This is a genomic window from Streptomyces sp. SID13031, from assembly GCF_010548305.1.
GTDB lineage: Bacteria > Actinomycetota > Actinomycetes > Propionibacteriales > Kribbellaceae > Kribbella.
The window spans coordinates 278,994-291,104 of sequence record NZ_JAAGLV010000005.1 but is presented as its reverse complement, the minus strand read 5'-3'; the positions used below and the strand labels follow the sequence as shown (position 1 = coordinate 291,104).

The window sequence follows — 12,111 nt, the reverse complement described above, 5'->3', positions numbered from 1 at the left end:
CCGGCATCTGGATGCTGGCGATGCCTGCCCTCGGTCCCGACTCCGGCTTACTGGCCGTCGCCGTGTTCACGGCGGCGGCCGTTTTGCTTGCCGTCGTCCAGCTCTCCCGTACTGCGGCGCAGCGCCCGCTCTCGTCGCCGCTGCCCGCGCGGGTCAGTGCCACCCGCGCCAACTCCCGCCGGACGGCCTATCTACTGCTCCGCGATCCTGACGCGGCCGGGCGACCGCGCCCACGAGCACCGGGAAGGTAGCGAGTTCTCTCGCTGCCTCCGTCTCTGTTTCGGCAGAGCCCCCTTTCTGACTCGTGGAGTTTCGCCATGCCTGCATTTCTCGACGCGCCCATCAACGCCGCCTACCACCTCGTCAACGGAATCGCCACGACGATCGAACCCGTCACCGGCCTGTACGCCGCTGCCGTGGCGATCGTTCTCTGTACGCTCGCCGTCCGTCTGCTGCTGCTCCCGCTCAGCCTCGCCGCGATCCGGGGTGAGAAGTCGCGGGCGGTGCTGATGCCGGAGATCCGCAAGATCAGCGAGCGGCACGCCAAGGATCCCGAGCGGGTCCAGCGTGAGGTGGCCAAGCTCCAGTCGGAGTCCGGGAGCACCCTGTTCGCCGGCTGCCTGCCGATGTTCGCGCAGCTCCCGTTCTTCTGGGTGATGTACACACTGTTCAGCACCGCCGTCGTGGCCGGCCAGTCGAACCAGTTGCTCGCGGGAACCATCTTCGGCGCCCCGCTCGGGGTCCACTGGCCGATGTTCGCGACCACCCCGGCGTACCTGGGACTGGCGCTGCTGCTCGCCGTCGTCGCGTTCTTCTCGTCCCGCCGGCAGCTGCGTCTACTGGATGAGACCGCTTCGCCGATGGCTCGCAGAATCGCCCGCTTCCTGCCCTACGGCACCCTCGCCACCGCCGCCTTCATCCCGATGGCGGCGGGCCTGTACCTCCTGACAACGACGGCCTGGACGCTGCTCGAACGAACCTTCCTGCAGCGCTAGTCGCCTCCTGGCTGAACTCCTCGGCTGAGCCGCTTCCCGCCTGTAGGTTGCTGCTGTGGAGGAGCTGCCGTTGGAGCCGTTGCCTGGATCGCCGGTGCCGGTCACACAGATGCCGAGCAAGCTCGACACCGACGCGGAGAACTCGGAACTGCTCGGTGTGGTGCCTGCGGAGCAGGCGCTGGCAGCGTGGCTGGAGACTTGCCGGGCGCTGCTCACCGAGTCGCCGGAGTTGATCGAGACCCTCCTGACGGCCTTCAGGGACGGCACGACCCCGGACAGCCCCGGTACTGCGGCCCTGCAACGGTTGGGAGCGGTGAAGGTCGAGGAGGGCCGGTTGTCGCTGACGCCGCTCGGAGTGCGCGGACTGTTCACGCGCGGGCGGTGGGCCGATCCGCAGTACTGGTTGCTCGAGCCGGGGGAGTGGTGGCTGGACCTGCGGCAGGAAGACGTAGTCGCGTTCGTGACTGCCGCGTCGAAACTGTGCCTGGTCGATCAGGCGTCGGCGGTGCAGCGCTGGTTCGACGCGGCGGATCCGCTGGAGTTCGCCTACCAGCTGGTCACGATCGGCCCGCAGGTCCACGGAGCCGTGCTGAACACGGTCTACGGCTACCTGTTGCGGATCGGGCTCGACGCGGCGCCGGCGGTCGAGGAGTGGCTGGTGGTGGAGGAGTTGTCCGGGCTGGGCTGGCGCTGGTTCGACGCGATCGGCGCACCCCAGCCCGGGATCCCGACCGAACATGCGCAGTACCTGGTGAAGACGGAGATGGTCCGATCGCTCGACGACCTCCGGGCACTGCTCGACCGGTACGCCGAGTACCCGCCGGAGCCGCCATTGCCCGGGACAACGATCGATGAGCTGAGCTTCAGCATCCCGCTGCGGATCAGGACTCCCCGGATCAACGAACTGCTGCAGCGGCTGCTGAACGCCGACCTCGCCGAGCAGCCCGGTGATCGTGCCGCACTCGACTCGGTCATCGAGAACGCCCGGCGGCACTTCCTGCGGTGAGTTGCCGGACCAGCAACAAAGTTTGTCGGATCCGGTCGTACTGCGGATGCTTGTCCCATGACTGCCGACAACCGAACCGCCGTTGAGTACTGGAACGACCGCTACCGCGAGAGCTCGCGGATCTGGAGCGGGAAACCCAATGTGGAGCTGGTCAACCAGGTCACCGACCTGAAGCCGGGCAGCGCACTCGACCTCGGGTGCGGTGAAGGCGCCGACGCGATCTGGCTGGCCGAGAAGGGCTGGCAGGTCACCGGCGTCGACGTCTCCTCGGTCGCCCTCGAGCGCGCCGCGAAGCATGCGGAGGAGGCCGAGGTGGCGCAGCAGATCGACTGGCAACGGCACGAGCTCGGCAAGACCTTTCCTCACGGGACCTTCGACCTGGTGTCGGCGCAGTTCCTGCACTCGACGGTCGTCCTGCCCCGCGAGGCGATCCTGCGCTCTGCCGCCGAGGCGGTGGCGCCCGGTGGCGTCCTGCTGATCGAGGGGCACCTTGATTGGCCCGATGCGGCCAAGCACGGGCAGCACGCTGATCACCCGGAGATCCACTTCCCGACACCGGCCGAGGTGATCACCGATCTGGAGCTGGACGACGGCCGCTGGGAGATCCTGGTCAGCCGCGATCACGGGCGCGAACAGGTCGTCGACGGCAAGCTGCTGAAGCGCCGCGACTGCACGGTCAAGGCGCGCAGGCTCACCGCCTGATCGCGGATCGCTGCCCCGGAAGGTGTTCATCGCGTGGACAGTCCATGTTCACCATCGACCAGCCTGGTCCAGCGAATCTTGGTCGCTATGAGCACCCCTGATCTGGTCCACGAGCTCGGCTTCCGCGTTCTCGACGAAGAGGACGACGATCCGGTCCTGCTGCGCGCCGACGGTTCGGCGGTCGACACCTGGCGCGAGGGCTACCCGTACGGCGAACGCCTCGCGCGCGAGGTCTACGACCGGGACAAGCGGCTGCTGCAGATCGAGTTGCTCAAGCTCCAGTACTGGGTGAAGCGCTCCAAGCAGAAGCTCGTGATCGTGTTCGAGGGCCGGGACGCGGCGGGCAAGGGCGGCACGATCAAGCGGTTCATGGAGCACCTGAACCCGCGCGGCGCCCGGATCGTCGCACTGGAGAAGCCGACCGACCGCGAGCAGACCCAGTGGTACTTCCAGCGGTACGTCGCGCACCTGCCGGCCGCCGGCGAACTGGTGCTGTTCGACCGGTCCTGGTACAACCGCGCGTGTGTCGAGCGCGTGATGGGGTTCTGCAGCGACGCGCAGTACGAGGAGTTCATGCGGCAGGCGCCGGAGTTCGAGCGGATGCTCGTGCGCTCGGACACCCACCTGGTGAAGCTGTGGTTCTCGGTGTCGCAGGCCGAGCAGCAGACCCGCTTCATGATCCGCCAGATCGACCCGGTCCGGCAGTGGAAGCTGTCGCCCACCGACCTGGCGTCGCTCGACAAGTGGAAGGACTACACCGAGGCGAAGGAGGCGATGTTCCACTACACCGACACGCCGCACGCCCCCTGGACCGTGGTCAAGAGCAACGACAAGAAGCGCGCCCGCCTCGAAGCGATGCGGCACGTCCTGAGCCTGTTCGAGTACGACAACAAGGACCACGAACTGGTGGCCCAGGCCGACTCCAAGATCCTCGGCCCGGCGGCCCAGGTCTTCGAGCAAGGCGAGTCGACCAACCGGCAGTTCCCAGTGCTTTAGACCGCTACGGGCAGATGCACGGTGAAGGTTGCGCCGTGCGGTGTGGTGTCGGTGACGGTGACCTTGCCGCCGTGCGCTGCCACCAGGGCGGCGACGATGGACAGGCCCAGGCCGGAGCCGCCGGTGGCGCGGGTCCGGGCGGAGTCGGCTCGGTAGAAGCGTTCGAAGACCTTGACCTTCTGCTCCTTGCTCAGCCCGGGGCCGGTGTCGGCGATCTCGACGATCGCCTCGCCGTCGCGGGTGCCGACCGAGATCGTGATCGGTGCGTCGACCGGCGTGTGGTGGAGCGCGTTGCTGACGAGGTTGCCGAGCACCTGCCGCAGGCGCGCCTCGTCGCCGCTGACGACGGGCGCTCCGGAGTCCGGCAGGATCTGCAGCTTCATCTCGCGGCCAGGCTGAACCGCCTGTACGTCGTGAACCGAGTCGCCCGCGAGCGTCAGGAGATCGACTGGCTGGTGCTGCAGCGGTCGCTGCTGGTCGAGGCGCGCGAGCAGCAGCAGGTCGTCGACGAGCAGTCCCATCCGCTTGGCCTCGTCCTCGATCCGCTTCATCGTGGCCGGATCGGCCGCCGCACCCTTCTGCCGGGTCAGCTCGGCGAACCCGCGGATGGAGGTCAACGGCGTCCGCAGCTCATGACTCGCGTCGGCGATGAACCGCCGCATCCGGTCCTCCGACTGGCGCGCATTCTCCTCGGACCGCTTGGCCGCGTCCTCTGACCTGCGGGCCGCAAACTCAGACGCAGTCCGCTGCGCAAACGCCCCTTCGATCTGCCCGAGCATCTGGTTCAGTGCCAGCGACAACCGCCCGACCTCCGTCCGCGGATCCCGCTGCGGGACCCGCCGACTCAAATCCCCACCAGCAATGGCCACCGCGGTGTGCTCGACATCCTCCAGCCCGCGCAAACTCCGCCGTACTACGTACGTCCCAACCCCAGCGAGCAGGATTAGCAGGATGACGCCGGCGGCCACCTGGATGCCGATCAGCTTCTGCAGGGTCTGGCTCATGTCTCCGAGACTCTGGGCAACCATCAGGTAGCCGGCCCCGTTGGGCAATGGAGCTGCGACTACCCGGAAGGTCTCATCGCCTGTGGCCGCCGGCACACTGAACACCTTGGTGCCCATCCCGACCACCTGCACAAGCGTCAGCGACGGTAACTTGGGCTGCGCTGCGGACTGGTCGAGTGGCTGCCTGAACGGCCCCTCGGTGCGATTCCCGGCCGTGTCGAAGCGCTGGACGATGAAGACGCTCGGGAGCTTCGGACCGCCGCCCCGGCCGGCGTCGGGTGGCTGTGAATCCGGCCAGTTGTCGCGCGGGATGGTCAGCTGCTTCGCCGCGTCCTGCAGTTGGCCGTCCACTCGATCGATCATGTAGCCCCGCATGATGGTCGTCGCGACCAGACCAGAGGCCAGCAGCGCCGCCGTCACCAGCGCCAGCAGCATCAGAACGATGGTGATCCGCAGTGGATAGCGGTCGGTGATACGGCGGTGGCCCTGCATTAGTTGGGGCCTCGGGGGGTGCGGAGGACGTAGCCGACGCCTCTGACTGTGTGGAGGAGTTTCTGGTCGCCGGTGTCGACCTTGCGGCGCAGGTACGACATGTACGACTCGACCACGCCGGCGTCGCCCGCGAAGTCGTAGTTCCAGACGGCCGACAGGATCTGCCCCTTCGACATCACCCGCTCTGCGTTCTCCAGCAGACAGCGCAGCAGCTTGAACTCGGTCAGTGAGAGTTGCACCGCCTCGCCGGCCTTGAACACCTCGTAGCTGTCCTCGTTCAGCTCCAGGTCCGCATACCGAAGTATCGCGGGCTCTGTCGCCGTCTGCTCGCGATGCCCCGAGCGGCGCAGGAGAGCGCGTACCCGGGCGACCAGCTCGTCCAGGCTGAACGGCTTGGTCACATAGTCGTCGCCGCCGGTGTGCAGGCCGAGGACCTTGTCCTCGACGGCGTCGCGGGCGGTGAGGAACAGCACCGGTACGTGCCGGTCCTCACCGCGCAGCCGGCGGACCACCTCGAAACCGTCCAGGCCGGGCATCATCACGTCCAGCACCACGAGGTCGGGTTCGACCTCGCGTGCCTTGCGCAACGCCTCGGCCCCGTGCGTCGCCGTGGTCACTTCGTACCCGGCGAAGCGCAGGCTCGCGGACAGCAGCTCGACGATGTTGGGCTCGTCGTCGACCACCAGTAAGTGCGGGCTCATGCTCCCAGTCTTACGCCAACACGTGTGTGATCCCTGGGAGGTTCCTGGCAATCGGCTGTGAGTGTCCGCCTGGAGCAGGCTCGATCAGCGGGGTCCGCCCCGGAACCCCCACTTCTTCTGCGCCGCGTCGCGCTGGGTTCCGTCGCTGACGCTGGTCGCGGTCGACTTGCCGTCGGCGACGACCGCCGAAACGGTCACCTTGTTGCCGACCTTGATGCTGGCGATCCCGTCACGGGTGGCGTTGACGAGGGTGTCGGCGGTGACCACGTACTCCTTGCTGTAGCCGTCCGCGCTCTTCACCGTGATCGCGTCCTTGCTGACCGCGGTCACGTCGCCGTTCTGGGTCGCGACGGTCTGGTACCCGCCGCCTTCCTTCTCGACGGTGAACTCGCCGTGGAGCGATCGACCCGGCCCGAACTCGCCATGCCGGCCGGGACCACCAGGGCCACCAGGTCCCTCGGGCTTGGCTGGGTCGGCGGAGTTGGGCGCCGACGGCGAGGCGGACGGACTCGGGGTCGGATCGGCGTTGGTGGTCGCCCAGGCGACTCCGCCGGCCCCAGTGGTGACGACGACCGCTGCCACGGTCCCGACCAGCCGCCAGCGTTTGTCGGTGAGCTTCTGCTTCGACGCCATGCTGTACTGCCTCCCGGTACTGCGTACCAGGCTGGTCACCTGGTACTGGTCATCCCACGATCCGCGCCAGACCTGAGACGAGCCTCCGCCGCGCCTGGCAAAACCCTGTCAACCCGGACGCCAGGCTGACCGAGATCGCGCCGGACTGCTGGGGTTCAGACCAGGAAGAGCACGGCGACGAGCCAGACCGCGGCGGCCAGGGCCGTACCGATGAGCTCGATCAGGATCGACAGGCCGGTCGCGCGCAGGGCGTGTTTGGTCGAGGTCCAGGCCTGGTCGTGCCGGCCGAGGCGCTGCCGCTCGGACAGGTAGACGCCGAGCGGGAAGCCCACGAACATGCCGACCACCGGGATCACGAAGAACCCGACGATGCCGAGCACGACGCCGAAGAACATCGATCTTCGCGGTACGCCGGACTCGCGTAGCCGCCGCTCCGGCACGATGTACTTGACCACCTGGCTGGCCCCGATCAGCACGACGGCCGCTGACAGCACGATCCAGCCCGTCGCGCTCTGCTCCTCCAGCGCCCAGACCAGGATCGCGGCCAGGCTGAGGATGGCGCCGGGCAGCACCGGGATGACGATGCCGAGAATGCCGACGAAGATCACCACACCGACCAGGACCGTCGCGACGCTGTTCACGGGTCACACTCTGCCGCAATTCGGCGGTCTTAGTGTGGACCTATGCCTGACCTTCACGATCTCGTCACCACACTCGCTGCTCCCTGGGTGGTGTTGTCGCCGCGATCGGGGCAACTGACCGGTACCGGCGCGGAGGGTGTCTATGCGCGCGACCGCCGGATCCTGTCCCGGCTGGAGGTGTCCGTCGACGGCCGGCCGCCCAAGGCTGTGCAGGTCGACGAGCCCGCCGGGGGCACCACCCGGTACGGCGCTGTGCTCGAGGGTCTCGGCGATGACGGCCACGACCCGACGGTGACTCTGAGGCGCACCCGGCAGGTGGACGGCGATGGCGTCACCGAGCGCATCACCCTCGTGAACCGCTCTCACGACACCGTCGACTGCGAGCTGATTGTTGCCCTGGGCACTGACCTGGCCGGTACCGCGGCAGTGCGCAGCGAAGCAGCCGCCGACCTCCCACCCGTCGAGCCGACCTCCGACGCAGACGGTCTGCACTGGGAGGACGGCTCCGGGCTGCGGGCAAGCATCACCTTCGACCCGGCCCCAGACCTCAACCAGAGCTGGAGGTTGAAGGTCGAGCCCGGCCAGGAGACAACCGTGACGCTCAGGCTGACCGCGAGCTTCCCACCGGCCGGCGGCTTCAGCATCGAGCCGCCCGCCGCCAGACCGGCGTACGACGGCATCGAACTCGAGTGCGACGACCAACGCGTCAGCCGCTGGGTCCGCCGATCGCTGGACGATGTCGCGGGCCTGCAGTTGTCGGCCGACGGGGGAGAGCGCTATCTCGGCGCCGGCCCGCCGTGGTACCTGACCCTCTTCGGCCGGGACTCACTCATCTCCGCCGGCATGCTGATCCCCGTCGACCCCCAACTCGCGGCCGGCACCTTGCGGGCGCTGGCCGCCCACCAAGGCACCCGGGTCGACCTCGCAGCCGCCGAGCAACCCGGCAAGATCCCGCACGAGTTGCGCTCCGAGGTCGCTGACCACGGTGGCGGCCTCGTGCTCCCAGCGGCGTACTACGGGACGCACGACGCGACCCAGCTCTGGATCACCACGCTGCACAAGGCCTGGCGCTGGGGGATGCCGGCGGACGAAGTACGGGCGTTGCTCCCGAACCTCCAGAGAGCGCTCACCTGGATCCGTGACTACGCGGATCCTGACGGCGATGGCTTGCTGGAGTACATCGACGAGTCCGGCCACGGCCTGGCCAACCAAGGCTGGAAAGACTCCCGCGACTCCGTCCAATGGCCCGATGGCACCCTCGCCGCCGCACCGATCGCCCTCTGCGAGGTCCAGGGCTACGCCTACGCCGCCGCAATCGCGGGCGCCGAGCTGCTGGAGGACTTCGAGCTGGAGGGCGGCGAGAGCTGGCGTGGATGGGCTGCCGGACTCAGAGAGCGCTTCCGTGCCAGCTTCTGGGTCGACGGCTATCCAGCGATCGCCCTCGACGGTTCGAAGCGACCTGTCGCCGGCCCGGCCTCGAACATGGGCCATCTGCTGGGCACCGGACTGCTGGACGAGTCGGAGGAAGCTGCGGTGGCCAAGGTCCTGGCATCAGCCGATCTCGACAGCGGCTTCGGCCTCAGAACGTTGTCGAAGGCAATGACCCACTTCAACCCGCTCGGCTATCACACGGGCAGCGTCTGGCCGCACGACACCGCCATGGCCATCCAAGGCCTGTACGCGGCCGGCCACCCGACCACCGCGACGTCGTACGTACAAGGTCTGATCGCCGCCGCCGAGGCCTTCGACTACCGGCTGCCTGAGCTGTACGGCGGCGAAGGCAGCGACCAGGAGAGCAGTCCAACCCCATATCCACTCTCCTGCCGCCCCCAAGCCTGGGCCGCGGCCTCGGCCATCGCCGTCGTGATCGCGGCCCTGGGCATTACCCCGAACGTCCCCGGCGGCACCCTCGACATCACTCCAGCAGCTGAGCTGCCCTGGCAGCGATTGAAGATCGGCGGGATCCGTGTTGGCGACCGCACTTTGTCCATCGAGTTCAGTGACGGCGTCCTGACTCTCAACTAGACGAGGACACCGGCCGCGGCAATTGCCGCGATCGTCAGGTAGATGCCGGCGACGACGTACTTGGTGAGGCCGTGGAAGCGACCCGCGGTTCTGAAGCGGCGCGCCAGGGCGTTGGCACCGAGGGCGTAGGAGAGATCCAGGAGCAAGCCGATCGCTAGGACGGCGAGGCCCAGGAGGAGCATCTCGTTGCGGACCTGGACGGTGCCGGCGCCGTGGCTGGTGAACTGGGGGAGGAAGGCGAGGAAGAAGAGGGCGGCCTTCGGGTTCAGCAGGTTGACCAGGACGCCTTCACGGAACACCCGGCCGAGGGTGGTGACCTGGATGCCGCCGACGCCGGCCGAGCCCGACGGGCGAAGCGATCGGATGCCGAGGTACGCGAGGTAGCCCGCGCCGGCCAGCGAGATGACGGTGAAGACGAGCGGTGACGCCTGCACGACCGCGGCCAGGCCGAGGGCGGCGAGCAGGATGTAGACGATCGAGCCGGTCTCGATGGCGAACGCGGAGACCACTCCCGCGCGACGCCCCTGGGTCAGGCTGCGGAGCGAGATGTAGATGTTGTTCGGCCCCGGCATCCCGACCAGTACCACGGTCGCCCCGACGAACCCGAACGCCTGCCCGATTCCCATTCCCTGCCTCAATCTCTCGAACTGGACTGCTTGCACGGACTAGCCTGGCCGGATTGGCAGCAGTCCACCCGAGCCAATAGGGGGAGAAGTGGACCGTTCTGGAGATCCGGCCGTCCTCGCGGACCTGATCGGCCACCACCTCACCGGCGGGTCCGGTGGGTTGTACCGGCGTCTGGCCGATGCGATCGCCGCCCTGATCGGCAATGCTGAGCTCCCCATCGGCTCCCGGCTGCCCGCCGAGCGTCCACTGGCGGAAGCGTTGGCGATCAGCCGTTCGACAGTCGTAGCGGCGTACGACGAGTTGCGTGGGCGGGGGCTGGTCGAGAGTCGCCGGGGGAGCGGTACGACGGTCGCGCAGCTCGCGGCCAAGGGGAGATCGGGTGCCGACAAGCGGATGCCCGCCGGGTACGGCGAATCGCTGTTCCACCGGATCGCGCACGGGCCGAGTGAAGTGATCGCGATGACGTACGCCGTCGACCCCGGTATCCCAGAGTTGGCGGCCGAGGTGGAGGACCTGGCCCGCACTGAGCTGCCGGTGCTCTTGCAAGGTGTCGGGTATCACCCCCGAGGCCTCGAGGTACTTCGTGAGCGGATCGCCGAGCACTTCGCTGACTCCGGCCTGCCGACCAGCCCGGACGAGATCGTGGTGACCAGCGGAGCTCATCAAGCGATCGCGCTGGCGACGCAGATGTACCTGCGGACGGGAGCCGCCGTCGTGATCGAGCAGCCGAGCTGGCCGGGTTGCTTCGACCTCTTCGGTGCCGCCGGCGGGCGCGTGGTCGGCGTACCGCTGGACGATGCCGGCGTACGGCCGGATCTGCTGGCCGCCGCGTTCCGGGAGCATCAGCCGGCGATGCTGTTCGTGATGCCGACCTTCCACAACCCCACCGGGCGCCTGATGTCGGCAGCGCGTCGCCGGCAGGTCGCGGAGCTGGCGGCCAAGCACAACGTCGTGGTCGTCGAGGACAACGCGTACTCCGCCTGGGACCCGGCCGGGCCCGACGTACCGGCGCCGCTGGCCGCCTACGCCCCGAAGGACGCCGAGGTCCTCACGATCGGGTCGGTGTCGAAAGCCGTCTGGGGAGGTCTGCGGATCGGCTGGGTCCGAGCGCCGCGACCGTTGGCCGAACGGCTCGCGCGGCACAAGGCACTCGCCGATCTCGGCAGCCCCGTGATCGACCAGGCACTGACCGCGCGATTGTTACCGCGATTGACCGAGCTGACCGCGGCCAGGGCGAAATTGGCGACAGCGAGAAAGCAGTTGATGGGTCAGTTGCTGACGCAGCGTCTACCGGAATGGCACTGGGAAGAACCGGTCGGCGGTTCCGCATTGTGGATCCGGTTGCCGGACACGGATGCGCGGGTTTTCGGTCAGGTCGCACTGCGCCATGGCGTCGAGGTCGTTGCAGGGCGCGCAATGGACCCGACGGGCGAGCACGACGATTATCTGCGGGTGCCGTTCAGCTACACCCCGGAGGTGATGTCGGAGGCGGTCGACCGGCTGGCGTCGGCGTGGCGCGAGTTGCGGCGACACGGGCCCGCGGACGTAGTACCGGAGATCGTCTGAGCGTCGTGGCCCGCACATGACGGATGGTGGCCACCTGAAGCAGGTGACCACCATCGAAGCGTTAGGTGTTGGAAGCGCCCTCGTTGGCGCCGCGAGGCCGGGTTACCGGTCGCCCTCCGCAGGGACCGACTCGGCGGGCTTGTCTTCGAGCTTGCCCGTCTCGTCGTGAATGGTGATCGCGATGTTGCGCAGCTTGTCCGCGTGCTCCCGTCCGTGGTGGGCGCAGAAAAGTAGCTCCCCACCGCTGGTCAAGGTCACACGGACGTAGGCCTGCGCGCCGCAGCGGTCACAACGGTCCGCAGCCGACAGGGTCGAACTCGGGGCGAGTGCTGTAGTCACTTGAGGCCTCATCTCATCTAGTTCCGTACTCACCAGATAGCAACATCCTGACATGCGGATCACTTCCCGGTAGGGCCAGCGTGTCCGAATGTGAGACGAACCACCTGTTCCCTTATGACGCATATTGACGGGGAATCGTTTCGGATTCGGGTGATCTGCTGTTTCCAACGGGTGTCGGGCGTGTCTTCTTTCACTGTGCGCTACATGTTCGTCACTGGGTGCGCACGAACGGAGTGTCGAAAAACACTGTGATCGAGTCCGGATCGATATCTGCTGGAACACCTTTCTGGAGCAACCGTATCCGGTCCTGGGTCAGTACCCAGGACCGTTGCCCGATACACCAGCCACAACCGGGTGGCCCTGCCGGAGTTTGGGGGTGCGGCT

Annotated in this window: 13 protein-coding genes; 7 read left to right on the top strand and 6 right to left on the bottom strand. The window is 67.8% G+C overall.

What is annotated here, in order from left to right; all coding sequences use genetic code 11:
* Nucleotides 1-11 precede the first annotated feature (11 nt).
* The 5 genes from G3I17_RS13240 to ppk2 all read left to right on the top strand — a co-directional run bounded on the left by G3I17_RS13240 (nt 12) and on the right by ppk2 (nt 3,699).
* The gene (locus tag G3I17_RS13240) at nt 12-251 is read left to right on the top strand and encodes a DUF6412 domain-containing protein (RefSeq protein WP_343238296.1); all 240 of its coding nucleotides are present in this window, start codon (nt 12-14) and stop codon (nt 249-251) included.
* Nucleotides 252-317: 66 nt separating this feature from the next.
* Nucleotides 318-995: a membrane protein insertase YidC gene (gene yidC / locus G3I17_RS13235; protein ID WP_164596284.1), complete on the top strand. Its 678-nt coding sequence runs from the start codon at nt 318-320 to the stop codon at nt 993-995.
* 55 nt (nt 996-1,050) lie between these two features.
* Nucleotides 1,051-2,001, top strand: a complete 951-nt coding sequence (locus G3I17_RS13230; protein WP_164596283.1) for a hypothetical protein — start codon at nt 1,051-1,053, stop codon at nt 1,999-2,001.
* A 57-nt stretch (nt 2,002-2,058) separates the two neighbouring features.
* Complete coding sequence (locus tag G3I17_RS13225; RefSeq protein WP_164596282.1) at nt 2,059-2,703, top strand: class I SAM-dependent methyltransferase; 645 nt, start codon at nt 2,059-2,061, stop codon at nt 2,701-2,703.
* 87 nt (nt 2,704-2,790) lie between these two features.
* Complete coding sequence (ppk2, locus tag G3I17_RS13220) at nt 2,791-3,699, top strand: polyphosphate kinase 2 (RefSeq protein WP_164596281.1); 909 nt, start codon at nt 2,791-2,793, stop codon at nt 3,697-3,699.
* Here ppk2 and G3I17_RS13215 read toward each other — a convergent pair.
* The 4 genes from G3I17_RS13215 to G3I17_RS13200 all read right to left on the bottom strand — a co-directional run bounded on the left by G3I17_RS13215 (nt 3,696) and on the right by G3I17_RS13200 (nt 7,170).
* Nucleotides 3,696-5,195 carry a HAMP domain-containing sensor histidine kinase gene (locus tag G3I17_RS13215; RefSeq protein WP_164596280.1) on the bottom strand — a complete coding sequence of 500 codons (1,500 nt, stop codon included), beginning with the start codon at nt 5,193-5,195 and terminating at the stop codon, nt 3,696-3,698. The two genes, ppk2 and G3I17_RS13215, sit on opposite strands and share 4 nt — an antisense overlap.
* Complete coding sequence (locus G3I17_RS13210; RefSeq protein ID WP_164596279.1) at nt 5,195-5,896, bottom strand: response regulator transcription factor; 702 nt, start codon at nt 5,894-5,896, stop codon at nt 5,195-5,197. The genes G3I17_RS13215 and G3I17_RS13210 overlap by 1 nt, the downstream gene beginning before the upstream one ends.
* 84 nt (nt 5,897-5,980) lie before the next feature.
* Nucleotides 5,981-6,529: a hypothetical protein gene (locus G3I17_RS13205; protein ID WP_203590117.1), complete on the bottom strand. Its 549-nt coding sequence runs from the start codon at nt 6,527-6,529 to the stop codon at nt 5,981-5,983.
* A gap of 155 nt (nt 6,530-6,684) precedes the next feature.
* Nucleotides 6,685-7,170, bottom strand: a complete 486-nt coding sequence (locus tag G3I17_RS13200; protein WP_164596277.1) for a DUF456 domain-containing protein — start codon at nt 7,168-7,170, stop codon at nt 6,685-6,687.
* Between the two features lie 42 nt (nt 7,171-7,212).
* Between G3I17_RS13200 and G3I17_RS13195 the strand changes: the two genes are divergently transcribed.
* Nucleotides 7,213-9,195, top strand: coding sequence for a glycogen debranching N-terminal domain-containing protein (locus G3I17_RS13195; RefSeq protein ID WP_164596276.1), 1,983 nt, complete (start codon nt 7,213-7,215; stop codon nt 9,193-9,195).
* Here G3I17_RS13195 and G3I17_RS13190 read toward each other — a convergent pair.
* Nucleotides 9,192-9,821, bottom strand: a complete 630-nt coding sequence (locus G3I17_RS13190; RefSeq protein WP_164596275.1) for a LysE family translocator — start codon at nt 9,819-9,821, stop codon at nt 9,192-9,194. The genes G3I17_RS13195 and G3I17_RS13190 overlap by 4 nt on opposite strands.
* Nucleotides 9,822-9,909: 88 nt before the next feature.
* On the opposite strand from G3I17_RS13190, the gene G3I17_RS13185 reads away from it, so the two are divergent.
* Nucleotides 9,910-11,388, top strand: coding sequence for a PLP-dependent aminotransferase family protein (locus G3I17_RS13185; RefSeq protein WP_203590116.1), 1,479 nt, complete (start codon nt 9,910-9,912; stop codon nt 11,386-11,388).
* Between the two features lie 102 nt (nt 11,389-11,490).
* Here G3I17_RS13185 and G3I17_RS13180 read toward each other — a convergent pair whose 3' ends face one another.
* Nucleotides 11,491-11,727 (bottom strand): hypothetical protein, encoded by a 237-nt coding sequence (locus G3I17_RS13180; RefSeq protein ID WP_164596274.1) that lies wholly within the window; start codon nt 11,725-11,727, stop codon nt 11,491-11,493.
* Between the last annotated feature and the right edge of the window lie 384 nt (nt 11,728-12,111).